This is a genomic window from Bradyrhizobium sp. 164, from assembly GCF_023073715.1.
In the GTDB taxonomy this organism is placed as follows: Bacteria; Pseudomonadota; Alphaproteobacteria; order Rhizobiales; family Xanthobacteraceae; genus Bradyrhizobium.
Window position 1 is genome coordinate 378,665 of the sequence record NZ_JADPKA010000029.1, and the last position, 25,663, is coordinate 404,327.

General features: G+C 64.4%; 22 protein-coding genes. 19 read left to right on the forward strand and 3 right to left on the reverse strand.

Going from position 1 to position 25,663, the window contains the following annotated elements:
• Positions 1–84 precede the first annotated feature (84 nt).
• The 7 genes from IVB01_RS13040 to IVB01_RS13070 all read left to right on the forward strand — a co-directional run bounded on the left by IVB01_RS13040 (position 85) and on the right by IVB01_RS13070 (position 8,568).
• Positions 85–2,301 (forward strand): TonB-dependent receptor, encoded by a 2,217-nt coding sequence (locus IVB01_RS13040; protein WP_247275913.1) that lies wholly within the window; start codon positions 85–87, stop codon positions 2,299–2,301.
• A gap of 77 nt (positions 2,302–2,378) precedes the next feature.
• On the forward strand, positions 2,379–2,912 hold the full coding sequence (locus IVB01_RS13045; RefSeq protein ID WP_247275914.1) for a copper chaperone PCu(A)C: 534 nt from the start codon (positions 2,379–2,381) through the stop codon (positions 2,910–2,912).
• A 29-nt stretch (positions 2,913–2,941) separates the two neighbouring features.
• Positions 2,942–3,460, forward strand: coding sequence for a YcnI family protein (locus tag IVB01_RS13050; protein WP_247275915.1), 519 nt, complete (start codon positions 2,942–2,944; stop codon positions 3,458–3,460).
• On the forward strand, positions 3,460–5,022 hold the full coding sequence (locus IVB01_RS13055; RefSeq protein ID WP_247275916.1) for a CopD family protein: 1,563 nt from the start codon (positions 3,460–3,462) through the stop codon (positions 5,020–5,022). The genes IVB01_RS13050 and IVB01_RS13055 overlap by 1 nt, the downstream gene beginning before the upstream one ends.
• 163 nt (positions 5,023–5,185) lie before the next feature.
• A complete protein-coding gene (gene proS, locus IVB01_RS13060; RefSeq protein ID WP_247275917.1) occupies positions 5,186–6,505 on the forward strand; it encodes a proline--tRNA ligase in 1,320 nt (439 codons plus the stop codon).
• Positions 6,506–6,578: 73 nt separating this feature from the next.
• Entirely contained in the window at positions 6,579–7,859 is a 1,281-nt protein-coding gene (locus IVB01_RS13065) for a lipoprotein-releasing ABC transporter permease subunit (protein ID WP_247275918.1), read from the forward strand.
• Between the two features lie 7 nt (positions 7,860–7,866).
• Positions 7,867–8,568 carry an ABC transporter ATP-binding protein gene (locus tag IVB01_RS13070; RefSeq protein WP_247275919.1) on the forward strand — a complete coding sequence of 234 codons (702 nt, stop codon included), beginning with the start codon at positions 7,867–7,869 and terminating at the stop codon, positions 8,566–8,568.
• 91 nt (positions 8,569–8,659) lie between these two features.
• On the opposite strand, the gene IVB01_RS13075 is transcribed toward IVB01_RS13070, so the two are convergent.
• On the reverse strand, positions 8,660–9,739 hold the full coding sequence (locus tag IVB01_RS13075) for a zinc-binding alcohol dehydrogenase family protein (RefSeq protein ID WP_247275920.1): 1,080 nt from the start codon (positions 9,737–9,739) through the stop codon (positions 8,660–8,662).
• Positions 9,740–9,850: 111 nt separating this feature from the next.
• Between IVB01_RS13075 and IVB01_RS13080 the strand changes: the two genes are divergently transcribed.
• The 3 genes from IVB01_RS13080 (at position 9,851) to IVB01_RS13090 (ending at position 12,229) form a co-directional block, all read left to right on the forward strand.
• Entirely contained in the window at positions 9,851–10,624 is a 774-nt protein-coding gene (locus tag IVB01_RS13080; RefSeq protein WP_247275921.1) for a helix-turn-helix transcriptional regulator, read from the forward strand.
• Positions 10,625–11,067: 443 nt separating this feature from the next.
• Positions 11,068–11,547: a carboxymuconolactone decarboxylase family protein gene (locus tag IVB01_RS13085; protein WP_247275922.1), complete on the forward strand. Its 480-nt coding sequence runs from the start codon at positions 11,068–11,070 to the stop codon at positions 11,545–11,547.
• 43 nt (positions 11,548–11,590) lie between these two features.
• Positions 11,591–12,229 carry an HD domain-containing protein gene (locus tag IVB01_RS13090; protein ID WP_247275923.1) on the forward strand — a complete coding sequence of 213 codons (639 nt, stop codon included), beginning with the start codon at positions 11,591–11,593 and terminating at the stop codon, positions 12,227–12,229.
• A 28-nt stretch (positions 12,230–12,257) separates the two neighbouring features.
• Here IVB01_RS13090 and IVB01_RS13095 read toward each other — a convergent pair whose 3' ends face one another.
• The gene (locus IVB01_RS13095; RefSeq protein ID WP_247418412.1) at positions 12,258–12,542 is read right to left on the reverse strand and encodes a DUF3551 domain-containing protein; all 285 of its coding nucleotides are present in this window, start codon (positions 12,540–12,542) and stop codon (positions 12,258–12,260) included.
• Entirely contained in the window at positions 12,526–12,834 is a 309-nt protein-coding gene (locus IVB01_RS13100) for a DUF3551 domain-containing protein (RefSeq protein ID WP_247275925.1), read from the reverse strand. Before IVB01_RS13100 ends, IVB01_RS13095 begins: the two co-directional genes overlap by 17 nt.
• A 253-nt stretch (positions 12,835–13,087) precedes the next feature.
• Between IVB01_RS13100 and IVB01_RS13105 the strand changes: the two genes are divergently transcribed.
• The 9 genes from IVB01_RS13105 to frr all read left to right on the forward strand — a co-directional run bounded on the left by IVB01_RS13105 (position 13,088) and on the right by frr (position 25,655).
• Complete coding sequence (locus IVB01_RS13105; RefSeq protein WP_247275926.1) at positions 13,088–13,810, forward strand: outer membrane beta-barrel protein; 723 nt, start codon at positions 13,088–13,090, stop codon at positions 13,808–13,810.
• A gap of 443 nt (positions 13,811–14,253) precedes the next feature.
• Complete coding sequence (dnaE, locus tag IVB01_RS13110) at positions 14,254–17,757, forward strand: DNA polymerase III subunit alpha (RefSeq protein WP_247494589.1); 3,504 nt, start codon at positions 14,254–14,256, stop codon at positions 17,755–17,757.
• A 128-nt stretch (positions 17,758–17,885) separates the two neighbouring features.
• Positions 17,886–18,629 carry a carbonic anhydrase gene (locus IVB01_RS13115; RefSeq protein WP_247276043.1) on the forward strand — a complete coding sequence of 248 codons (744 nt, stop codon included), beginning with the start codon at positions 17,886–17,888 and terminating at the stop codon, positions 18,627–18,629.
• A 258-nt stretch (positions 18,630–18,887) separates the two neighbouring features.
• On the forward strand, positions 18,888–19,319 hold the full coding sequence (locus IVB01_RS13120) for a DUF2846 domain-containing protein (RefSeq protein WP_247275928.1): 432 nt from the start codon (positions 18,888–18,890) through the stop codon (positions 19,317–19,319).
• Positions 19,320–19,465: 146 nt separating this feature from the next.
• Positions 19,466–21,985 carry a caspase domain-containing protein gene (locus IVB01_RS13125; protein ID WP_247275929.1) on the forward strand — a complete coding sequence of 840 codons (2,520 nt, stop codon included), beginning with the start codon at positions 19,466–19,468 and terminating at the stop codon, positions 21,983–21,985.
• Positions 21,986–22,194: 209 nt separating this feature from the next.
• Positions 22,195–23,193: a 30S ribosomal protein S2 gene (locus tag IVB01_RS13130; protein WP_247275930.1), complete on the forward strand. Its 999-nt coding sequence runs from the start codon at positions 22,195–22,197 to the stop codon at positions 23,191–23,193.
• Between the two features lie 133 nt (positions 23,194–23,326).
• Positions 23,327–24,250: a translation elongation factor Ts gene (gene tsf, locus IVB01_RS13135; RefSeq protein ID WP_247275931.1), complete on the forward strand. Its 924-nt coding sequence runs from the start codon at positions 23,327–23,329 to the stop codon at positions 24,248–24,250.
• 60 nt (positions 24,251–24,310) lie between these two features.
• Positions 24,311–25,027, forward strand: coding sequence for a UMP kinase (gene pyrH, locus IVB01_RS13140; protein WP_247275932.1), 717 nt, complete (start codon positions 24,311–24,313; stop codon positions 25,025–25,027).
• A gap of 64 nt (positions 25,028–25,091) precedes the next feature.
• Positions 25,092–25,655: a ribosome recycling factor gene (frr, locus tag IVB01_RS13145; protein ID WP_247275933.1), complete on the forward strand. Its 564-nt coding sequence runs from the start codon at positions 25,092–25,094 to the stop codon at positions 25,653–25,655.
• Positions 25,656–25,663 lie beyond the last annotated feature (8 nt).

Below are 25,663 nucleotides of genomic sequence, written 5' to 3' on the forward strand. Positions count from 1 at the left end.
ACGAACTTGTGCTCGGTGCGGCTCGCTGGTGCCGCATCTCGCTTTGCAACGGACTGGCTGCGTGCCGGTGTCAGGAAATGTCCCATGCCTTGTCTTCGTTCTTTGCGGAGTGCGCGTGCGCGCGGCACTCTGCTCGCGTCCGTATCGATTTTGGCCTTTCCACACACTTCGGATGCCCAGGTAAGTCGGTCGGAACTTCCCTCGGTTATTGTTGAAGCTCCACAGCAAAAGCGCGCGGCCCGGGTCCGGCCCCACCGCGACGCCGTGCGATCAGCGCGTGTGGCGCGAAGCGCACGACCGGCTGGGCTGCCACAGCAAACCGCGAGCGTGCAAGGCGCCAGGGTCCCCGGCTCCCTGACGGTGCTGACCGCACAACAAGCGCTTGCGGAAATCAACCAGACGCCGGGCGGCGTAGCGCTCGTAACGGCGGAAACTTACAGGAATTCGACGCCCGCCAACACGATCAAGGATGTGCTGGACTACGTGCCTGGTGTGTTCGCCCAGCCTAAATGGGGCGACGACACGCGGCTTTCGATTCGCGGGTCGGGCCTGTCGCGCAACTTCCACCTTCGCGGCGTCCAACTCTACATGGACGGCATCCCGATCAACACTGCCGATGGCTATGGCGATTTCCAGGAGATTGACCCTACTGCCTACAAAGATATCGAAGTCTACAAGGGCGGGAATGCACTCCAGTTTGGCGCGAATTCCCTCGGGGGCGCCATCAACTTTATAACTCCGTCGGGCCGCGATTCATTTCCGAACGGCGTGTCTTTCGACGTCGGAGGTTTCGGATTCAAGCGGCTTCAGGCGAACGCAGGTGGCGCGAACGGGCCGTGGGACGGTTTCGTGACCGCTTCCACGCAGGCCGCTGATGGATTTCGCGATCATAGCTTCGGCTCGAGCAATCGCTTGAGCGGCAATTTCGGCTATCAATTCTCTCCGGACGTTGAGACACGATTTTACCTCAATGCCAACCAGGTGCGGCAGCGGATCCCTGGTACCGTGACCAAGGCGTCTGCCTTGACCAATCCGGAGGCTGCCGCTCCGACGAACGTTGCCATGGATCAGCAGCGCAATATCGATACTGTCAGGTTGGCCAACAAGACGACCGTCCGCTTCGATGACACCAAGGTTGAATTCGGCGCCTTCGGGCTCGACCGCCATCTGATGCATCCGATTTTCCAGTGGCTGGACTACCGCTACAAGGACTATGGAGGCTTCGCGAAGCTCACGGATGACCGCACCATCGGCGGCTTTCGCAATAGACTGGTCGCGGGTGTCTACGTATTGAATGGTAGCATCGACAATCAGCAGTTTGCCAATCTTGCCGGTCAGAAGGGGAGGCTGCTTTCTTCCTCGATCGATCGCTCAGAGAACACCTCCGTTTACGTCGAAGACAGCTTCTACTTCCTTCCGAGCGTCGCAGTGATCGGCGGTACCCAGTTTCTGTACGCAACTCGCAATCGGCAGGACCGCTTCCTCAGCGACGGAGATCAATCGGGAGCAACGCGGTTCAATCTCTGGTCGCCGAAAGCAGGCCTCCTGTGGCAAATCGATCCCACATGGCAAGCTTTCGCAAATGTCTCGCGAAGTGCCGAGGTGCCGAGCTTCGGTGAGAGCTCGATTGGTCCGGGCATTCCAACGATCCCGTTCACCAGCATCCGCGCACAGATCGCGACCACGTACGAAGTCGGAACGCGCATGAGGCGGCCGGAATATGCCTGGGAGCTCACCGCCTATCGCGCCAATATTCGCGACGAGCTGCAATGCCTTTATAGCGCGTTCGGGAATTGCAACGTGACCAACGCCGACCGGACGCTTCACCAGGGAATCGAGGCCGGGGCAGGTGCAGCAATCTTTCGCGACATCTTCGTCAATGGCTCCGCGCCGGACAAGGTCTGGCTTAACGTCTCTTACACGTTCAACGACTTCCGTTTCGACCGCGACCCGGTCTTTGGGGACAATCAATTGCCGGGTGCGCCCCGTCATTACCTGCGCGCAGAGCTCCTCTACAAGCATCCGACGGGTCTCTATGTCGGCCCCAATGTCGAATGGGTGCCACAAGCCTATTTTGTCGATAGCATGAACACGCTCAAGACAGAACCTTATGCGCTGTTGGGATTGAAAGCCGGGTTCGACAATGGGGGTCCGCTATCCGCCTATGTCGAGGGACGCAATCTCACCAACAAGACCTACATTGCTAGCGCGAGCATCATCGATCGGGCAACGGCGACGTCACCCTTGTTCGAGCCGGGTACCGGGCGCGCGGTATACGCCGGAATGAGGTATCGATGGTGACGCACCAAATAGCACGCGCCAAATAGCAAATGACCAAGGACGTCTCTGCCAGAGTAATCATCAATGAGGCTATCGAAATGAAGAAAGTGAAGCAGACTCTCCTCACAATCGCGCTGCTGCTGGGCGGCTGCGCCGTCGCATCGGCCGACGACGTCAAGGCCGGCGATCTCGTGATCTCGCAAGCCTGGAGCCGGGCGACGCCGGGCGGCGCCAAGGTCGCGGGCGGCTATCTCACCATCGAGAACAAGGGGGCGGCGGCGGACAGGCTGGTCAGCGCTTCCGCGGACATCGCGGGGAAGACCGAGATTCACGAGATGGCGATGGATAATGGCGTGATGAAAATGCGTCCGCTGGACAAGGGGCTCGTTATTGATCCCGGCAAGACCGTGAGGCTTGCGCCCGGAGGCAATCATTTGATGCTCCAGGAGCTGAAGGGCGCGTTCAAGCAGGGCGATAAGGTGCCGGTGACGCTTCAGTTCGAGAAGGCCGGCAAAGTCGCAGTCTCCCTCGACGTACAGGGCGTCGGCGCGCAGGCACCGGGCGAGGCCGCGCATTCAGGTCATATGGACATGAAGAAAATGCCGGATCACTCGGGAATGAAGATGAAATGAGACGGATCCGAACTCTCGGGAGGCTGAACATGCCGAAGCGATTCCGCCTGATCCTGGTTGCTGCGTTCGCCGCCTCGCCGGCGGCGGCGCACGTGTCGCTCGAGACCAAGCAAGCCACGGTCGGTGCGTCTTACAAGGCTGTCTTCACAGTGCCCCATGGTTGTGCGGGCTCGCCCACGGTGAAGATCCGCGTGCAGATCCCGGAAGGGGTGATCGCGGTCAAGCCAATGCCGAAGGCAGGCTGGACCATCGATGTCGTCGAAGGCAAATATGCCAGCGAATATGACTATCACGGCAATAAGATCTCGTCCGGCGTCAAGGAGGTGGCGTGGGCCGGCGGCAAGCTTCCGGACAAGAACTATGACGAGTTCGTCATGCACACGGTTCTGACCGACGAGCTCAAGCCGAACACGACGTTGTATTTCCCCGTTGTCCAGGAATGCGAGACCGGTGTCAGCCGTTGGATCGAGATCCCGGCTGAGGGGGCAGGGCATTCGCACGAGGGCAAGTCGCCCGCCCCGGGTGTGAAGCTGCTGCCGAAACCCTGATGCGCCTGCTCGCCGCGCTCGCGACGCTGCTCCTGGTCACCGGCTTTGCGACCGGGGCCTCGGCGCATGCGGCACTCATCTCGGCCGAGCCGGCGAGCGGCAGCAGGCTCATGGCCGCGCCGGAGGCTGTGGTGCTGCGTTTCAACGAGGCCGTCACGCCCGGCGCGATCCGGCTGATCGATGGCGCGGGCAGGACGCGGGACGATGTGCGCATCGACGCGTCGGCGGAGGCCATTTCGGTTGCGATGCCGCCGGACCTGCCGCAGGGTACGGCGGTCGTCAGCTATCGCGTGATTTCGCAGGACGGCCATCCCGTGGCCGGATCGGTGATCTTCTCGATCGGCATGCCGACGGGGACGAAGCCTCTCGCGAACACGGATAGCGGGTTGAGCATACTCATCTGGCTGGCGCGGGTTGGTCTTTACATCGGGCTGTTTGTTGGTGTCGGCGGTGTGTTGTTCGCGCGCTGGATCGCGTGGTCGACGACCAGCATGATCGTGCCGCGCGTGGCACTCGCGGTCGGCCTTCCGAGCGCGGTGATGTCCCCCGGTGCGCTGGGTCTCGATCTCCTCGGCCTGCCACCGGCAGCTCTTGCGACGGCCGCGCCTTGGAAGGTCGCGTTCGCGACCAGCGCAGGCCCCGCCTTGCTGGTCGCCGTCGCTGCGATGCTGCTGGCCCTGATGGCGCTGCGTGCCGCCTGGTACGCGCGCGCTCTTGCGTTTATCGCGTTCATCGGCGTCGGCCTGTCGCTGGCCATGACCGGACACGCCGCAACGGCACCGCCCGAAATGTTGACGCGGCCGGCGGTCTTCCTCCACGGTCTCGGCGTCGCGTTCTGGATCGGGGCAATGGCGCCGCTCGCTGTGCTGGTGTCGAAGCCGGCGGCCACGGCTTTGCCTGTCGTAAACCGCTTCTCCCGTATCGCCGTGCCGGTCGTCGCCACGTTGGCCCTGACCGGCCTTGGGCTCGCTATCGTCCAGCTCGAAAGGCCTTCAGCGTTGGTCGAGACCCGCTATGGCCTCGTCCTTTCCATCAAGCTCGCGCTGGTCCTCATGTTGCTCGCACTCGCCGCGCTCAACCGCTTTCACCTGAGCCCGGCGCTGGCAAGCGATCACGAGGCCGCGTCCGCCCTCAAGCGCTCGATCCTGTTCGAATGTGCGATCGCACTCGTCATCTTCGCGGTCGTCGCCGGGTGGCGCTTCACGCCGCCGCCGCGGACCATGCTTCCCGAGGCGCCGCTCGCGATCCACGTCCACAGCGACAAGGCAATGTTCCAAGTCCTGGTCTCGCCGGGTAAGGCCGGTGTCGATGACTTCGTGGTCCAGCTCATGACCGGCGAGGGGACGCCGCTCGCGGCCAAGGAGGTGACGTTGACCTTGAGCTTGCCCGAGCGCGGCATCGAGCCGATGGAACGGGGTACCTCGCTCGGGCCGGACGGCTATTGGCATGTGCGCAAGGTCGAACTGCCCTTCGCTGGCCGCTGGCATATCCGGATCGATGCGCTGGTGAGCGACTTCGAGAGCATTACGCTGGAGGATGAACTCGAGGTGGCGCCGCCCTAGGCTCGCCGGCTTTGCTGGCATGCTGCTCCTCAAGCCAAATCTGAAGTCAACGGAAAATGACAGGAATTCCGCCGCGTTAGCGGCTTTTCCTCACTCGCGGTCTTGTGTTTTCGCTCCCAATCCGGTTTCACTGCAACCCGTCACTGATTCCTAGAGTGTTGCCATGCGGTTGTCGCGATTCTTTCTGCCCATTCTGAAGGAAAATCCGAAAGAGGCCGAGATCGTCTCGCATCGGCTGATGCTGCGCGCCGGAATGATCCGGCAGGAGGCCGCCGGCATCTATGCCTGGCTGCCGCTTGGCTTCCGCGTGCTCAAGAAGATCGAGCGGATCGTGCGCGAGGAGCAGGACCGCTCGGGCGCGATCGAGGTGCTGATGCCGACGCTCCAGCTCGCCGACCTCTGGCGCGAGAGCGGCCGCTACGATGCCTATGGTCCGGAGATGCTGCGCATCGCCGACCGCCACAAGCGCGAGCTGCTGTACGGACCGACCAACGAGGAAATGATCACCGAGATCTTCCGCGCCTATGTGAAGTCGTACAAGAACCTGCCGCTCAATCTCTATCATATTCAATGGAAATTCCGCGACGAGCAGCGTCCGCGGTTCGGTGTGATGCGCGGCCGCGAATTCCTGATGAAGGACGCTTACTCCTTCGACCTCAACGAGGCGGCGGCGCGGGTCGCCTACAACAAGATGTTCGTCGCCTATTTGCGGACTTTCGCACGGATGGGGCTGAAGGCGATCCCAATGCGCGCCGAGACCGGTCCGATCGGCGGCGATCTCAGCCACGAGTTCATAGTGCTCGCGGAGACCGGCGAATCCGGCGTCTTCATCAATCGCGACGTGCTGGACCTGCCGGTGCCGGGCGAGGACGTCAATTATGAGGACGATCTGACGCCGATCATCAAGCAGTGGACCTCGCTGTATGCTGCTACCGAGGACGTTCACGATTCCGCGCGGTTCGAGCGGGAGGTGCCTGCGGACAAACGAGTGAACACCCGTGGCATCGAGGTCGGCCAGATCTTCTACTTCGGTACCAAATATTCCGAGCCGATGAAGGCGCTGGTGGCGGGCCCCGACGGTGTCGACGTGCCGATCCATGGCGGCTCCTACGGTGTCGGCGTCTCACGCCTGCTTGGTGCCATCATCGAGGCCTGTCATGACGATGCCGGCATCAAATGGCCGGAAGCCGTGGCCCCGTTCCGCGCCGTGGTGCTCAACCTCAAGCAAGGCGATGCCGCGGTCGATGCGGCCTGCGAGAAGCTCTATGAGGAGCTCACCGCCAAGGGCGTGGATGTCCTCTATGACGATACCGACCAGCGCGCCGGCGCTAAATTCGCCGCCGCCGACCTGATCGGCATCCCCTGGCAGATCATGATCGGACCGAAGGGGCTTGCTGACGGCAAGGTCGAGATCAAGCGGCGAGCCGACGGCGCACGCGAGACCATGTCGCCTGCGGACGCGGTCGCCCGCCTGGTCGGCTGAATATTGTTCATCGCGCGATATCGCGGCCGCCAATCCGGCCACAATTGACCCCGAATCATGGGATTATCGAGCGATGGACGAGACCATGACCGAAACCGTGCAGACCGCGCCTTTTGCGCCATTCGAGTGGATGCTGTCGGGGCGCTATTTGCGAGCGCGCCGCAAGGAGGGATTCATCTCGGTCATCGCCGGGTTCTCCTTTCTCGGCATCATGTTGGGCGTGGCGACGCTGATCATCGTCATGGCCGTCATGAACGGCTTCCGCAAGGAGCTGCTCGACAAGATCCTAGGGCTCAACGGCCATATCCTGGTCCAGCCGCTGGAATCGCCGCTGACCGACTGGAAGGACGTCGCCGACCGCCTCAGCCAGGTCGAGGGCATCCGGCTCGCTGCGCCCGTGGTGGATGGCCAGGCGTTGGCGTCATCGCCATGGAACGCTTCGGGCGTCCTGGTGCGCGGCATCCGCTCCGACGACCTCAACAACCTCACCTCGATTGCCAAGAACATCAAGCAGGGCTCGCTCGAGGGCTTTGACGAAGGGCAGGGCGTCGCGATCGGCCGCCGGCTCGCCGACCAGCTGTCGCTGCATGCCGGCGACAGCGTGACGCTGGTGGCGCCGAAGGGCGCGGTCACCCCGATGGGCACAACGCCGCGCATCAAGCCTTACAAGATCGTCGCCGTGTTCGAGATCGGCATGTCCGAATACGATCTCGGCTTCGTGTTCATGCCGCTGGCCGAGGCGCAGGCCTATTTCAACCGCAGCAACGACGTCACCTCGATCGAGGTGTTCACCACCAACCCCGACAAGATCGACGCCTTCCGCAAGGCGGTGACGGAGGCTGCGGGCCGCCCGGTGTTCCTGGTCGACTGGCGCCAGCGCAACTCGACCTTCTTCAACGCGCTCCAGGTCGAGCGCAACGTGATGTTCCTGATCCTGACCATGATCGTGCTGGTTGCCGCTCTCAACATCGTCTCCGGCCTGATCATGCTGGTGAAGGACAAGGGCAGCGACATCGCGATCCTGCGCACCATGGGTGCCTCGCAGGGCTCGATCATGCGGATCTTCCTGATCACGGGCGCCTCGATCGGCGTGGTCGGCACGCTGGTCGGTTTCTTCGTCGGTCTCGTGATCTGCCTCAACATCGAGTCCATCAGGCAATTCCTGTCCTGGCTCACCAGCACCGAGCTATTCTCGCCTGAACTCTATTTCCTGTCGAAGCTGCCCGCCGAGATCGACGTCGGCGAAACCACGGCGGTCGTCGTCATGGCGCTGACGCTGTCGTTCCTGGCGACGCTGTACCCGTCGTGGCGCGCCGCGCGCCTCGATCCGGTCGAAGCGCTCCGGTACGAGTGAGGGGCTGATGGAGCAGCAGGGGGCGGAAGATGTACCAGTCATTTATCTCCACGAGATAAAGCGGCAGTACGTGCAGGGCGAGATGCCGCTGACGATCCTCGACGGCGCCAAGCTGGCGTTGTGGCGCGGGCAGTCAGTCGCGTTGGTGGCGCCGTCGGGGTCCGGCAAGTCGACGCTGCTGCACATTGCGGGGCTGCTCGAGGCACCGGATTCCGGCGAGGTCTATGTCTCGGGCGCGCCGACCTCGCAGCTGCCCGACATCGAGCGCACCCAGTTGCGCCGCACCGATATCGGCTTCGTCTACCAGTCGCACCGGCTGCTGCCGGAGTTCTCGGCGCTTGAGAATGTCATGCTGCCACAGATGATCCGCGGCCTGAAGAAATCCGAGAGCGTCAAGCGCGCCAAGGAGATCCTGGGCTATCTCGGCCTCGGCGACCGCATCACCCATCGTCCGGCGGAATTGTCGGGCGGTGAGCAGCAGCGCGTCGCGATCGCACGTGCGGTTGCCAACGCGCCGCGCGTGCTGTTTGCGGACGAGCCGACCGGCAATCTCGACCCCGGCACCGCCGAGCACGTGTTCCAGGCCCTGATGCAGCTGGTCAAGGCGACGCAGGTGTCGATGCTGATCGCGACTCACAACATGGAGCTCGCCGGGCGCATGGACCGGCGCGTCTCGCTGTCGAACGGCCAGGTGGTCGAGCTCGATTAAAATGCGAAAACAACCCCATGCACAGTAGCCAAGTGCTTGGCCGGACTTGCGAAAAAAATTGGCGACGGCGCTCCCCCGCGCCCTCTGGGTATCAAGGCCGGATCGCCGTCAGTTTGAACGGCCTGCCATTGGCGGCGGCGTGTTCCACGGCCCCGTTGGCGTGGTCGAGATCGAACGCCGTCACCTCGTATTCGTCGAGCCTGAGCAGCCCGGCACGCACCAGCGCGATCAGGCGGGTTGCTGCGTCCGGCGGGTACATCCAGACGCCGTGGATGCTGATGCAGTTGCGCATGATCCAGGGGTAGGGCAGCTCGAGCCCTGCACCGCCCGCCATCCCGACGCCGCCCATCAGCACGACGCGGCCATACGGGCGCACCGTCATGACCGCCGCGCGCACCACATTGGTGCTGACCGAGGGCGGCATGATGTCGAGCACGCAGTCGATCGGACCTGATGCCGCGTGCTTCATGCTCTCGCGGTCGTCGTCCTCAACGCCAGTGAGCTTGACCGGCTTCACGCGGCTGCCGAAGCGGCGGACGAGGTCGGCCAGGATTGTTTCGTTGCGGCCGGGCGCGATCACGCAGACCGCGCCCATTGCCAGCGCGACCGAGACGGCCGCGCTGCCGAAATTGCCGGTGGCCCCGCTCACCAGCACAGTTTCGCCTGGTCGCAGGTTCGCGGCAAGGAAGCCGCCATAGGGCACGAGCAGTGTCCCAAGGGCGCACCATTGCGCCGCTGCCTCCGGTGTGATCGCGCCGAGACGTGTGACGTTCTCGGTCGGGACCCGCATCTGCTCGGCAAACGAGCCGTGGCGAAAATGCTTTTGCAGGCGCATGCCGCCAGGGCCGGCGGCCGTGAGCCCTTGCAGGGCAATGTCGGGCGCAACGGCATCGTCGCGCGAACGCACCGTCGGATCGCAGAACACCCAGTCGCCGATCGCAAGCCTGGTTGCGTCCGGGCCGATCGCGCGCACCCGGCCGATGCCGCCGGGACCGGGGATAACCGGCAGGTCGAGCGCATAATTGCGTGTCCCGTCGAAGACCTCGTTCATGTAGGACAGCACGCGCGTGGCAACGACATCGACGATGACCTCGCCGGTGCCGAGCACCGGTTCGGGGGCATTCTCGATCACCAGTGGCGAGCCGAAGGATTTGAGTACGGCAGCTTTCACGATGTTCACCTCTCAAGGTCGGGTGAAGCGCATATGCGCTGCCTTGGAGGGGACAAGAAGGCCTGGTATTATCCTAGTATTGCAACGACCCTCCATCGCGGGAACGACATCATGGCCGACCCACGCCGCGTCGAATTCGGCGACTTCCTCAGGTCACGCCGCGAAAAGCTGTCACCGAAGGCAGTAGGTCTTCCGGCGGGCCGCCGGCGGCGCACGGCGGGGCTGCGGCGTGAGGAGGTCGCGCAGCTTGCCGGCATCGGTGTCGACTGGTACATCCGCCTCGAACAGGGTCGCACCGTCAGCCCCTCGATCACCACCGTCGATGCGCTCGCCCGCGCGCTGCGTCTCAGCAAGACCGAGCATGCGCATCTGAAGGCGCTGGCGCGCGACGGCGCGAGGGCGGCCTTCGTGCCCGAGATCGTGCCGCCGCCGATCCGGCGGATGATCGACAGCTTGACGCAGCCCGCCTATGTCACTGGGCGGCGCTGGGACGTGCTGGCCTGGAACGCGGCGGCCGAGGAGATCTTTGGCTTCGGCCAGCTGCCGGAGCAGGATCGCAATACGTTGCTCCTGGTGTTGACGAACAAGCAGACGCGAAAATTCTACGGCGCGAGCTGGACCGACGTGGCCAAGAGCATGGTCGCGATGTTTCGCGCCACTCACGACGTCTGGGCGGGCGATCCCGCCTTCACCGAGCTGCTCACGCGGCTGCGTCAGGGCAGTCCGGAATTCGTCAATTGGTGGGAGGCGCACGAGATCCGCAGCACCGCCTCGGGCCTGAAGACCATGAACCATCCGACCAAGGGCGTGCTCCGGTTCGAGCACACGAGTTTTCAGGCCAACGACGATCCCGCGCTGAAGCTCGTGATCTATACGCCGGTGTAGGGCACCAAGACATCGAGGCCAGCGCGTCTGCTTTCGAAAGGCAAGCGGAGACGCTGCGGTTCGGATTGCAACGCTTGATCAGGAAGAGGACCCTTCGAGGGTACTGAGAAGCGGATCAAGGGCTTGACCGCAACCACTGCGAAAAAGCCCGGATGGTCGTGCTCGCGGATGGCTTGGCTTACTGACCACATGGAAGCCGTAGCCAGGCAAGCTCAACTTGAACGCCTTCACGAGCGTGCCAGCTGCGAGCTCGTGTGCCACGGGCACATCACTGAAATCCCGACACCGTGTCCGGCGATCACCGCCTCGATGGCGTACAGTTCCTCCCGGAAGCTCAAATGCTGCATGTCCTTGAATTGGGGCACCTCGCGCCACCTGCGCTGAGCCGCAGCAAGCCATCTCTGCCATGTCGGTGGCTCACGATCGGCGGGCGACCAATAGGAGTGAATCAGAACGTGATTTGCAGGATCGATTGGTCTCTTCAGGCGCTCCGCTGCAAGCAAATGCGGACTGCAAACCGGCCAGAACGTATCGATGAAGAGATCATCGACCATTCCGTCTGTTGGCCGTGCTCGGCTGGTCGCATAGCGAATGGCGACATCGCCGTCTCCGGCCTGGACATGCACACCTGCGACCTGCTCAAGAGCGGCGTAAAGATCGAAAAGCTCGCGCTGGTGCAGGCGTGGGCCGAGGCTGGCAATCTCTTCGACGAACGCGAGCGCGCGGCTCTCGCATGGGCCGAGACGGTGACCTGCGTCGCTCAGACCAACGTTCCGGATGAGGCGTATCAAGCCGCCCGCACGGTCTTCAGCGAGCGCGAGCTGGTCGATCTCACGATCGCAATCAGCCTGATGAATGCATACAATCGAATGTCGATCAGCTTCCGGAATTCGCCGCAGGCGGCCGTGGAGAAAACAGCCTGACAGGCCGAACGGCGTCAGCCGAAATGCAAAGCAGAGCCTGAAAATGACGAGCGTGATTTCCGGCGTGAAAATTCCCGACAGCAAGCTGGCGCGCGAAGCCGCTGAACTGGTGCGCCAGTACGAAGACGAGATGTTGTTCAACCATTCGGTTCGCGTCTACGTATTCGGCGCGATCAAAGGACTGCGACAAAAGCTCAAATTCGATTCCGAGCTGCTCTATGTCGCGGCGCTGTTCCACGACCTCGGCCTGGTCGATCATTACCACACCGAGACCAAGCGGTTTGAGGTCGATGGCGCAGACGCGGCACGCGACTTTCTTCGAGCGCGCGGCATTGCCGAGCCGCAGGCCGATCTGGTGTGGGAAGCGATCGCGCTGCACACCACTCCCGGCATTCCGCAATATATGAGGCCGGAAATTGCTCTCACCAACGCTGGCGTTCTGGTGGACGTCGTCGGCGTTGGATTTGACGACTACACACCGGATCAACGCGAAGAGGTGATCACTGCGTTTCCGCGCGGTGACTTCAAGAACGAGTTCCTGAAGGTGCAGACCTGCTCGGCCCTGAAGAAGCCGCAGACGACGTTCGGAACGGTCAATTTCGACTACATCGAAGATCACGATCCGACGTTCCGCAAGCCAAATGCGTGTACGCGCATCCGCAACACGTCCTGGCAAAGCTGAGAGACGCCAGGCCATACGATCGCTGGGATTATCCGGCGCCAGCGGCGGCGCGGCTCGATCGGCGAGGGGACGTCGGTTTGCTTGCCGGGAAATAGGGATTCACGACGCAGCTCGCCGAACGTCCGACGGCGAGATATCTGCACTGCTCGAGCGAACCGTAGCGACAGTCGAAATAGCCGACGGGGCCGTAGATCTGCATGCAGACCGGATAGCGCGGATCATAGGTCTGCGCGTGCGCAAGAGTGCTCGTAAGGAGCAAGCCGATTGCGACGAGCGTGGTCCACGCGCCGCGTATTTCAGCGCGGCAAGGCATAGCCCGGCGTCTGCGCGCGCGGACGATTTTGATACGCGTAGGGATCATCGCTCTGGCCTGCGAAGAACGGATTGGCGATGCAGGTCAGCGCGCGGCCCGATGCGCTCGCCTGACACTGCGCATAGGTATCGAACCTGCAATTGCTCAGCCCCGGCCATTCATCGCCGGTGAGGCAGAATGGATGGTGCGTGCCGAAGGCGCGCGCCGGCGAGCTCGCGCTGAGCCCGAGCGCAAATGTGGCAAGCCCGAGCGAAAATGTGGCGACAATGGGGAGAGAAGCTTGGACTCGCATCTGAATTCTCCAATCACGCGAATGTGCCCGCGACGTTGTTACGCGCGCGTGCAGGTTAGGTCGTGTAGTCGACATTGGAACTCCTGAAAACACTAGTTTCAAAGGGTTTCCAGTGCGCTCTGCTAAATGTTCATTAATGAAGCGCGGCCCTTTGGCTCTAACTGTTGCGTCGCGGTTACAGCAATTCTGTCGATCGCTGATATGACGACGGCACGGCCCGGGGGCCTACTGAAGAAACTGGAACGGGAATCAAATGAAGAAGAATTTGTTGCTTGCCGCTGTCAGCCTGATTGCGCTCAGCGCGGCTGCGCCGGCGGTGGCTGCTGACCTGGCGGCGCGGCCTTACACCAAGGCTCCGCCGGCGGCGATCGCCGCAGTTTACGACTGGAGCGGCTTCTACATCGGCATCAACGGCGGTGGCGGTTCGGCTCGCACCACCTGGGATTTCGTTGGTGTCGGCCGCGAAGGCTCGCACGATGCGACCGGCGGCACGGTCGGTGGCCAGATCGGCTATCGCTGGCAGTCCGGCCAGTTCGTGTTCGGCGTGGAAGGCCAGGGCAACTGGGCTGACTTCACGGGCGACAACGTCAGCGCGCTGTTCGCCACCCGCAACCGCACCAAGATCGATTCGTTCGGTCTGATCACCGGCCAGGTCGGCTACGCCTGGAACAACGTGCTGCTCTACGTCAAGGGCGGTGCGGCTGTGGTCGGCGACAAGTACGAGATCTATGGCCTCGGCGGTCCCTTGCTCGCCTCGTCCAGCGACACCCGCTGGGGTGGTACGGTCGGTGCCGGCCTCGAGTTCGGCTTCGCCCCGAACTGGTCGGTTGGCGTCGAGTACAACCACATCTTCCTGGCCGACAAGGACGTGACGTTCGCTGGCTTCGCTGGCACCGAGCGCATCCGTCAGGACGTCGACATGGGCCTCGTCCGCCTGAACTACAAGTTCGGCGGCCCGATGGTTGCCCGCTACTAAGACGAACCGCTTCCTTCAGGAAGCGATCGTCGAAAAGCCCCGGCCTCGCGCCGGGGCTTTTTTGTTTTCGAATTCAACGAGTTAACCATTCCCTTTCGGAATGGTTGAGCTGGCTTGACTCCAGAGAACGAAATGAGAACAATGTTCTTCCTACGTTCTAGCAAAAGGAGCGAGACATGTTCAGGGTTTTCGTGGAAGAAGCCGCCGCACTGGCCTCGATCACACTGTTCGTCGGGATGATCGCGATCTGGGCCCAGGTAATTCCCCAGCTCTAGAGGACGCGGTTGGGGAAAAGCGGGACGACGCGGCGGATTGGCCGCTCCGCCGTGGACTCTCGCGGCGCCACACCGCACCATTAGGAGGCGAGTCGGCCGGGCGAGTGCATGATGCCTTGAGGAGCCGGCGACCGCTCCATTCCCCCTGCAAGAGGCCGTCACGCGACCATGCCGAGCGCCGGATTTGTCCACCTTCACGTTCACTCGGCCTATTCGCTGCTCAAGGGCTCGATCAAGATCGCCAAGCTCGCCGAGCTCGCCAAGAGAGACCACCAGCCGGCCCTGGCGCTGACCGATACCGACAACATGTTCGGTGCGCTGGAGTTCTCCGACAAGATGGCGGGTTCCGGCATTCAGCCGATCGTCGGCTGTGAGCTGGCGGTCGATTTCGGCGACCAGGATCCGAATGCGCGCAACGCGCTGGGGCCGTCGCGCGTGGTGCTGCTGGCGGCGCAGGAGCGCGGTTATCGCAGCCTGATGCGGCTGAACTCGCGGGCATTCCTGGAGACGCCCGACACCCACGCCCCCCACATCAAGTTCGACTGGCTCCAAGGTGAGACCGAGGGGCTGATCGCGCTCACGGGCGGTCCGGATGGACCTGTCTCGCTGGCGCTCGCCACCGGGCAGGCCGAAATCGCGGCGTCGCGCTGCGAGCGTCTCGCCAGCCTGTTCGGCAACCGCCTCTATGTCGAATTGCAGCGCCACAACACCGACAAGGAGCGGCGCGTCGAGAGCGGCCTGATCGACATTGCCTATGCCAAGGGCCTGCCGCTGGTCGCGACCAACGAGCCGTATTTCGCCGCGACCGACGATTACGAAGCGCATGACGCGCTGCTGTGCATCGCCGGTGGGCGCCTGATCGCCGAGACCGACCGCGAGCAGCTCACGCCCGATCACCGCTTCAAGACCCGCGCGGAAATGGCGGTGCTGTTCGCCGACATTCCGGAGGCGCTGGCCTCGACGGTGGAGATCGCCGAGCGCTGCTCGTTCCGCCCGATGACACGCAAGCCGATCCTGCCGTTCTTCACCGTCGGCGCCGCATCGAGTTCGGATGCCGCCGCAGTCGAGGCCGCCGAATTGAAGCGCCAGGCGGAGGAGGGGCTAGCCAACCGCCTGCGTGTCCACGGACTGTCGCAGGGCACGACGGAGGAGACATACGCCAAGCGGCTTGCCTTCGAGTTGGACGTCATCATCCGCATGAAATACGCGGGTTACTTCCTGATCGTGTCGGACTTCATCAAATGGGCGAAGTCGCAAGGCATTCCGGTCGGGCCGGGCCGCGGCTCCGGCGCCGGCTCGCTGGTCGCCTGGGCGTTGACCATCACCGATCTCGATCCGATCAGGTTCGGCCTGCTGTTCGAGCGCTTCCTCAATCCCGAGCGCGTCTCGATGCCGGACTTCGACATCGACTTCTGCCAGGACCGTCGCGGCGAGGTGATCCAATACGTGCAGCAGCGCTACGGCCGCGACCAGGTCGCGCAGATCATCACCTTCGGTACGCTGCAGGCGCGGGGCGTGCTACGCGATGTCGGCCGCGTGCTGCAGATGCCCTACGGGCAGGTCGACAAGCTGACCAAGCTCGTACCGCAGAATCCGGCCGCCCCGGTGACGCTTGCGGCTGCGATCGAAAGCGAGCCGAAGCTCCAGGCGTTCCGCGACGAAGACCCGGTGGTGGCGCGCGCCTTCGATATCGCCCAGCGCCTCGAAGGCCTGACCCGTCACGCCTCGACCCATGCGGCCGGCATCGTGATCGGCGATCGCCCCTTGAGCGAGCTCGTGCCGCTGTACCGCGATCCAAAATCCGACATGCCGGTGACCCAATTCAACATGAAGTGGGTCGAGCCGGCGGGCCTCGTCAAATTCGACTTCCTCGGCCTGAAAACGCTGACGGTGCTCGACGTCGCGGTGAAGCTCTTGAAACCGCGCGGCATCCACGTCGATCTGGCCACGCTGCCGATCGACGACGCCGAGAGCTACCAGATGCTGGCGCGCGGCGACGTGGTCGGTGTGTTCCAGGTTGAAAGCCAGGGCATGCGGCGCGCGCTGATCGACATGCGCCCCGACCGTTTCGAGGACATTATCGCGCTGGTGGCACTCTATCGCCCGGGTCCGATGGCGAACATCCCGACCTATTGCGCGCGCAAGCACGGCGACGAGGAGCCGGAATATCTGCATCCCGTGCTGGAGCCGATCCTCAAAGAGACCTTCGGCGTCATCATCTACCAAGAACAGGTGATGCAGATCGCGCAGGTGATGTCGGGCTATTCGCTCGGAGACGCCGACCTCTTGCGCCGCGCCATGGGCAAGAAGATCCGCGCCGAGATGGAGAAGCAGCGCGAGATCTTCGTCGCGGGCGCGGTGAAGAACGGCGTGCCCAAGGGGCAGGCCGAGACCATCTTCGAGCTGCTCGCCAAGTTCGCCGATTACGGCTTCAACAAGAGCCACGCCGCGGCCTATGCGCTGGTGTCCTATCACACCGCCTACATGAAGGCGCATTATCCGGTGGAGTTCATCGCGGCGTCGATGACGCTCGATCTCAACAACACCGACAAGCTCTCCGAATTCCGCTCCGAGGCGCAGCGCCTCGGTATCAAGGTCGAGCCGCCGAACATCAATCGCTCGGGCGCGACCTTCGAGGTCGGCGAGAAGACGATCTATTACGCGCTCGCCGCGCTCAAGGGCGTCGGCATCCAGGCGATCGATCAGATCATTGCGGAGCGGACCAAGAACGGCCTGTTCACCTCGCTCGCCGATTTTGCCGCGCGGGTGTCGCCGCGCGCGATCAACAAGCGCATCATCGAGAGTCTCGCCGCCGCCGGCGCCTTCGACACGCTGGAGCCGAACCGGGCGCGCGTGTTCGCCGGCGCGGACGCGATTCTCGCCGCCTGCCAGCGCGCGCATGAAGCCGCGACGATTGGCCAGAACGACATGTTCGGCGGCTCGGCTGATGCGCCCAGCATCATGCTGCCGCAGGTCGAGCCCTGGCTGCTGGCCGAGCGGCTGCGGCGTGAATACGACGCGATCGGCTTCTTCCTGTCCGGACATCCGCTCGACGATTACGCCACCGTGCTGAAGCGCCTGCGGGTGCAGAGCTGGGCGGAGTTCTCGCGCGCGGTAAAGACCGGCGCGACTGCCGGGAAGGTCGCGGCCACCGTGGTCTCGCGCATGGAGCGGCGCACCAAGACCGGCAACAAGATGGGCATCATGGGCCTGTCCGATCCGACCGGCCATTTCGAGGCCGTGCTGTTCTCCGAAGGCCTTGCGCAGTATCGCGACGTGCTGGAGCCGGGCGCCGCCGTGCTGCTCCAGCTCGGCGCCGAGCTCCAGGGCGAGGACGTCCGCGCCCGCGTGCTGCATGCCGAGCCGCTGGATGATGCCGCCGCCAAGACGCAGAAGGGCCTGCGCATCTTCGTGCGCGATACCAAGCCGCTGGAGTCGATCGCCAAGCGTCTCGCCGGGCCAGAGATGGCGCCCGCGAACGGTGCCGCGCCAAAGATCGGCAGTCCCGGCACCGCACCGCGCTCCAACGGCGACGGCGAAGTCTCGCTGGTGATGATGCTCGACCTGGAGACCGAGGTGGAGATGAAGCTGCCCGGCCGCTTCAAGGTCTCGCCGCAGATCGCCGGTGCGATCAAGGCGGTCGCTGGCGTGGTCGACGTGCAGCAGCTCTGACGTTGCCGGCACCGCCGCAAACCAAATCTTGACTATCATTCTTGCACGGTTTCGAAATCTGCCTGGCGCAGCTATCAGTTGTTTGCCGGATAATCGTGTTCGGCGGGTCTTCAGGGAGGACAACAGCCATGTGCGAAAAATGCTCTGAAAATCTGCATCAAACGGTTGCTCCCTCCCGGCGCTCGATGGTGCTTTTTGCCGCCTCGGCGCTCGGGATGGCGGCGTTTGGCGGGACGGCGGTGGCCAAGGAGGCAAAGGCGCCGCCCAAGCCGCAGAACGTGCTGTCGCCCGATGCCGCACTCAAGCGGTTGATGGAGGGCAATGCGCGCTATGTATCGGGCGTTTCCCGTCGCCACGACTTCACGCATGAGCGCGAGGCATTGGTCGGCGGTCAAAATCCGTATGCGGCCGTTCTGAGTTGCGCCGATTCGCGCATCGCACCCGAATATGCCTTCGACAGCGGACGCGGAGACCTCTTCGTGTGCCGCGTCGCCGGAAATTTCGCGGGCGATGAAACCGTTGCCAGCCTGGAGTACGCGGTCGCGGTGCTCGGCACGCCCTTGATCCTGGTGCTCGGCCACGACAGCTGCGGCGCGGTCGACGCGACGATCAAGTCGCTGAAGGACGACAAGCCGCTGCCGGGGCACATCCCCTCGCTCGTGTCCGCGATCGCGCCGGCGGTGAAGGCGGTTGCCCAGCAAAGTGGGAATGCGCTCGACAACGCCATTCGTCAGAATGTCATCGACAACGTCGCCAAGCTGAAATCGGCCGCCCCAATTCTCAACGCAGCGGTCGAGCAGGGCAAGCTCAAGGTGGTCGGCGGCATCTATCGGCTCAATACGGGGACCGTCGAGTTGATTGCCCAGGGCTGAATCCACCTCGCGAAGCATCGGGGGCGGTCGCGCCTCTTTCCGGCAGAGGCCGGCCGCAAGGTCGACCCGTAGCAATTGCAGTGGAGCGGCACAGGACAACCATGCTGACTGTGTTGCAATCAAAAGCTGTTTTGCGCTAGCCTCACGCCTGGGTAGGCGGGGGCTTCGATGGTTTTGCGTGGGGTTTTGCTGCTCATTGCGGCGGCTATGCTATGTGGCTGCCAAACAGAGCGGAGCGGGCTGGATTACGCGACCGCGATGCAGAAGATTGGACCGCCGAAAGCGGGGCAGGCGCGCATCGTGGTGTTCCGCGAGAAGGGTTTCGGTGGCGTAGCCGACGCGGGCTGGGAGTTTGCGTTGGATGGCGCGGTGCTCAAGGGACTGAAGACCGGCACCTACCTCTACACCGATCGGCCGGCCGGCGAGCATCAGTTTTTCGCGGCAGAGCCCGGTTTTCCTGGGAAGACGCGTCAGGACATCTCGGTCCAATCCGGCCGAACGTATTTCTATCTGGCCCGAAACAGCGACCGCAAGAACGCCGTGATCGCGAATGCCAGCACCGGATTGCTGGGATATGGCCTCACCCTGGCCATGACTTCGGCCTACAAGAATCCGGGCCCGGTGGATTTCTCGCCGGTTGATGAGGCGGCTGCGAGGACGACCGTCGCGGAGCTCCGGCTGGCGGAGTAGTGCGCTTTCATATTTTCGAGTGAGGTGGCTTGCCGAACAGACGTTGGCTAGGGCCATCGGCTGCCGCAATCCGTTCAAATTCCGTTCAGGCTGCCACGGGCCTAGTGTACGGTAGGGACTTCAACAACAACAGCGGCGGACAAGCCATGCGTGGGACAAACCGGGTTCTTATCTTCGCCTTGCTGCCAATGCTGTTGCTTGCGGCCGCTAACATCGCGGGCCCCGCAAACGCGCAGCAGCCGGAGAAGCGCATCGCGCTCGTGGTCGGCAATGGCGCTTATGCCAAGTCGCCGCTGGCCACGACTGCGAACGATGCCGGCCTGATCGCGCAGACGCTGCAGGCCGCGGGCTTCGACGTCGTCGGCGCGCGCGATCTCGACGGCGACACGTTGCGCAAGAGCCTTCGCGACTTCATTCAGAAGGCGCAGGCCTCAGGCCCCGGCACCGTCGCGATGATCTATTTCGCAGGCTATGGGGTACAGCTTGCCGGCGAGAACTATTTCATGCCGGTCGATTCCAACGTCACCCGCGACACGGATATTCCGACCGAGGCCCTGCGCGTCAGCGACTATATCCGCCAGCTCGCCGCCATTCCGCTCAAGGCGAGCATCGTCGTGCTCGATGCGGCCCGCGCGCAGCCCTTCATCGAGGGCGGCCAGCCGATCGCGAGCGGCCTTGCGCTGGTCGAGCCCGAGGCGAACATGCTGATTGCCTTCAATGCGGCGCCCGGCACGGTAGCGCCGGAGGAGGCGGGGCCCTACGGCATCTATGCGCAGTCGCTAGCCGAAATGATCCGCACCGGCGGCCTGCCGCTGCCCGAGGTATTCGACCGCGTCCGCCTGCGCGTCAACGAGGCCTCCAAGGGTGCGCAGGTGCCCTGGAACGAGCAGAAGATCACCACCCAGTTTTCCTTCTTCGAGCGGGCGCCCGACGCGCCGCCGCCGGAGGCCGCGCCCGACCAAGTCGCCGCGATCCGGAGCAAGCCGATCCGCGATCTCGGCGTGCAGGATGCCTACGCCGCCGCGCTCGAGCGCGACACGCTGGCGGCCTATGAGGAATTCCTCGCCGCCTTTCCGAATGATCCGCTCTCCAAGCGGGTCATGGCGATCGTCGCGGCGCGTCGCGAGGCGATCACCTGGCGGCGGACCTATCGGACCGACACGCCGGAGGCCTATTGGTCTTATCTGCGCCGTTATCCGCGCGGGCCGCATGCGGCCGATGCGCGCCGCCGCCTTGCGATCCTCACCGCACCGCCCGAGCCGCCGCCGAGCTTTGCGATGATCGACTACGACGTGCCGCCACCGCCGCCGGAGGAGGTGGTCTATGTCGACCGCCCCGTGCTGTATTTCAGCGACCCCGATTTCGGCTTCGCGCCGCCACCACCGCCGCCGGTCTACTATTTGCCGCCGCCGCCGCCCGATTTCGTCGTGCTGCCGCCGCCGCTGCCCGTGGTCGGCCTGTTCGTGCTGCCGCAGCCGGTGTTCGTCCCGATCCCGGTGTTCGTCCGGCCGCCGGCCTATGTCGCGCCGCCGCCGAACAACATCATCTATGCGAACATTCATAATACGACGGTCATCAACACCGTGATCAACCGGCCGCCGGCGCCGCCGACCGGGGCAGCGCCCGCGCTGGGCAATCTGGCACCAGCCGTCGCCGGACGCGCCAACCCGGCAGGTCCGGCGGTGCCGCAGGCCGTCATCCAGCGCGCCGCCCTGATCCAGCAGGGCAAGGCGCCGATGCCGCCGAGTGCGACCATCCAGCCGACCGCGCGACCGGGTATCTCTGCACCGGCTCCTGCTCCCGCCAATCTCACTCCTGGTGCGAGACCGGGTGCACCCAGTCCGACCGCGACAGCCCCCGCCGGAGGTGCTCCTGCTGCCACGCCGCAAGCGCCGGCTCCGGCCAGGCTACCGCAGGCCAATACGCTGCCTGCGCCCGGCACCCCTGGCGGACCGCCACCCCCGGCCGGGGTAGGAGGGGCGCCTGGCGCTGCCACGCCCCATGGCAAACCCGCTTCGACCGCGACGGCGCCTGTCGGCAACGCTCCGCCTACGCCGCCGCACGCGGCGACGGCGCCGGCAAACCCGACGGCTCCCGCGGGTCCGATGACCCCGTCAGCGCGGTTGTCTAGGCCAGGGGCAACGACGCCGCCTGGAGCCGAGGTGCGCGGCAGGCCAGCCGGACCGCAGCCCGGCGCAGTGCCGCCGCCCGGTGCAGCCGCCGGTGGTAAGCCGGCGGTCCCGAGCACGGCCAAGCCGGCGGCGCCAGTGGCGGCGCGAGAGCCATCCAGGGTTCAGGATCATCGACCGGCGCCGCCGCCGCAGGCGGCCAAGCCCGTTGCGCCGCCGCACCCCCAAGCTGCGGCGAGACCGACGCCACCGCCGCCGCCCCGTGTCGCGCCACCTCCGCCGCCGCGGGCCGCGCCTCCGCCGGTGGCCGTGGCTCGACCGGCGCCATCGCCGCCCGTGGCCCGGCCCGCGCCGCCCCCGCCTGCGATGGCGCGACCGGCGCCACCTCCTCCGATCGCACGGCCTGCGCCGCCGCCACCCCCAGTCGCACGGCCGGCGCCACCTCCGATGGCCGCCGCGCCGCCGCGCCCGGCGCCTCCACCGCGGCCGGCCGGCCCGCCACCGAAGACCTGCCCGCCCGGCCAGCCGAAGTGCTAGGGATCCGAAAAGGGGCGCCAGGAAGCGACTGAAGCTTTCGGGCGCCCTGGAGGAGCCGCCTTATTTCCTTGCTTCTGGCCGAAATGGCGCTATATAGCGCGCCATCTCACACGGAAACATGGCTCACAAGGCCGTCCGGTGGCAACCGGGGCGAGAACGCTCCGTTTTGCTCACACGTTTCCGGAGGAACCAACCGGAGAATTAGAACGATGGCGCTACCCGATTTCACCATGCGTCAGCTGCTCGAAGCTGGCGTGCACTTTGGTCACCAGTCTCACCGCTGGAACCCGAAAATGGCTCCGTTCATTTTCGGCACCCGCAACAACATCCACATCGTCGACCTCGCCCAGACCGTGCCGATGCTGCATCAGGCTCTCCAGGCCGTCAGCGACACGGTTGCCAAGGGCGGCCGCATCCTGTTCGTCGGCACCAAGCGCCAGGCGCAGGACGGCGTTGCGGACGCGGCCAAGCGCTGCGCGCAATATTTCGTCAATTCGCGCTGGCTCGGCGGCACGCTGACCAACTGGAAGACGATCTCGGCCTCGATCAAGCGCCTGCGTCACCTCGACGACGTGCTGTCGGGCGGCGAAGCCAATTCCTACACGAAGAAGGAGCGCCTGACGCTGCAGCGCGAGCGCGACAAGCTCGACCGCTCGCTCGGCGGCATCAAGGACATGGGCGGCCTGCCCGACCTGATCTTCGTGATCGACACCAACAAGGAAGACATCGCGATCCAGGAAGCGCAGCGGCTCAACATCCCGGTTGCGGCGATCGTCGACACCAATTCGGATCCCAAGGGCATCACCTATGTGGTGCCGGGCAATGACGACGCCGGCCGCGCGATCTCGCTCTATTGCGACCTGATTGCGCGTGCGGCGATCGACGGCATCTCGCGCGCTCAGGGCGATTCCGGCATCGATATCGGCGCCTCGGCCCAGCCGGTCGTCGCCGAAGAACTGCCGGCCGCTTCCCCCAGCGGCTTCCAGGGCCTTGCGGGGCCCCGCGGCACCGCCGACGACCTCAAGAAACTCCCGGGCGTGTCGGGTGCGATCGAGAAGAAGTTCAACGATCTCGGCATCTTCCACTATTGGCAGCTCGCCGAGCTCGACCACGACACCGCGCACAGGATCGGTGAAGAAGTCGGTCTGCCGAGCCGCGCGGATGCCTGGGTGGCCAAGGCCAAGGCGCTGACCGCGGAAGCGGAATAGTCAAACAGAGCGACGGGTTGGCCGGATAGGGTCCGGCCACCATTTCAGTTGACGCGAATTCCTGAGATGGACCGCGGCGGGGCGCCTCGATGCCGCGCCGCGGCGAACCGGCAGGCACAAAGGATTTTCAACGATGGCAACGATCACAGCTGCGATGGTCAAGGACCTGCGCGAGTCGACCGGCGCGGGCATGATGGACTGCAAGGCCGCGCTGACCGAAAACGACGGCAATATGGAAGCGGCGCAGGACTGGTTGCGCAAGAAGGGCCTGTCGAAGGCCGCCAAGAAGTCGGGCCGCGTCGCGGCCGAGGGGCTGATCGGCGCGCTCACCAAGGGCACTAAGGGCGTCGTGGTCGAGGTCAACTCCGAGACCGATTTCGTGGCACGCAACGGCCAGTTCCAGGGTCTGGTCAAGATGATCGCCCAGGTCGCGTTCGACGTCGGTGCTGATGTCGAGAAGATCAAGGCCGCCAAGGTCGGCGACGTCACGATTGAGACCGCGATCAATGACGCGATCGCCACCATCGGCGAGAACATGACGCTGCGCCGCGCCGCCCAGCTCGAAGTCAGCCAGGGCGTGGTGTCGAGCTACGTCCATGGGGCCGTCGTCGATGGCGCCGGCAAGATGGGGGTGATCGTGGCGCTGGAATCGCCTGGCAAGGCCGACGAGCTCGCCGCCCTCGGCCGCCAGATCGCGATGCATGTCGCCGCCGCCAACCCGCTTGCGCTCGATCCCACCGGCCTCGATCCGGCGGTCGTCAAGCGCGAAAAGGACGTGCTCGCCGACAAATACCGCCAGCAGGGCAAGCCCGAGAACGTGATCGAGAAGATCGTCGAGTCCGGCCTCAAGACCTACTACAAGGAAGTCTGCCTGCTCGAGCAGGCCTTCATCCACGATACCGGCAAGTCGGTGGCGCAGGCAGTGAAGGAGGCCGAAGGCAAGGTCGGCGGGCCTGTGAAGATCGCGGGCTTTATGCGCTATGCTCTCGGTGAGGGAATCGAGAAGCAGGAAAGCGACTTCGCAGCCGAGGTCGCGGCGGCCAGCGGCAAGAAGTAAGCGCCGGAACGTTCCTTCCGGCGTGCCGCCGGAAGCGGCGCCCGGACGAGGAAAGTGCTCATGACTGATCCGGTCTATCGTCGCGTCGTGATCAAGCTGTCCGGCGAATATCTCGCGGGACAGCAGGGTTTTGGTATCGACCAGGTGACCGTCGACCGGGTCGCGGACGATCTGATCGCCGCCCGCAAGCTTGGCGCCGAAGTGGCGGTCGTGATCGGTGGTGGCAACATCGTGCGTGGGGTCGAGGTGTCGTCCCGCGGCGTGTCGCGCCCGACCGGCGACACCATGGGCATGCTTGCGACCATGATGAACTGCCTCGCGCTGGAAGCGGCGATCGAGCGCAAGGGCACGCCGGCGCGCACGCTGTCGGCCTTCGTCATGCCAGAGATTTCCGAGCTGTTCACCCGCACCGCGGCGCACAAATACCTCGCCGAGGGCCGGATCGTGCTGCTTGGCGGCGGAACCGGCAATCCGTTCTTCACCACCGACACGACCGCGGTGCTGCGCGCCGCCGAGATCGGCGCCCAGGCAGTGCTGAAGGCGACCAATGTCGATGGCGTCTACTCAGCCGATCCGAAGAAGGATCCGACCGCCACGCGGTTCGACCGTCTGACGCACTCCCAGGCCATCGAGGGTGGCTACAAGGTGATGGATGCGACCGCCTTCGCGCTTGCCCGCGAGACGTCGCTGCCTATCATCGTATTCTCGATCGCGGAGCCGGGCTCCATCGGTGCGATTCTGCGTGGCACCGGCCACGGAACCATTGTCGCCGGCTGACCGCTCGTCGTCGCGCCCGAGAGAAGGGCGCGGACCGGTCGCCGGGATTTGAAGGAGAAACGTGATGGCCACGGGTAGTTTCGACCTCAACGAAGTGAAGCGCCGCATGCAGGGCGCTGTGCAGTCTCTCAAGCACGAGCTTGGCGGCCTGCGGACGGGGCGCGCCTCGGCCTCGATGCTCGATCCGGTGCAGGTCGATGCCTATGGCACCCACATGCCGCTGAACCAGCTCGCCACCGTCAGCGTGCCGGAGCCGCGCCTGATCTCGGTGCAGGTCTGGGACAAGTCGATGGTCAAGGCCGTGGAGAAGGCGATCGTCGATTCCAATCTCGGCCTGTCGCCCGCGACCGAGGGCCAGGTGCTGCGCCTGCGCATTCCCGAGCTCAATGAGGAGCGGCGCAAGGAGCTGGTGAAGGTCGCGCACAAATACGCGGAGGCCGCCAAGGTCGCCGCGCGGCATGTCCGTCGCGACGGTCTCGACGTGCTCAAGAAGCTCGAAAAGAATCACGAGATGTCCGAAGACGATCAGAAGCGTCACGCCGACGAGGTGCAGAAGGCGACCGACGGCACGATTGCCGAGATCGACCAGCTGCTGGCCGCCAAGGAAAAAGAAATCCTCACCGTTTAAGGCATCGC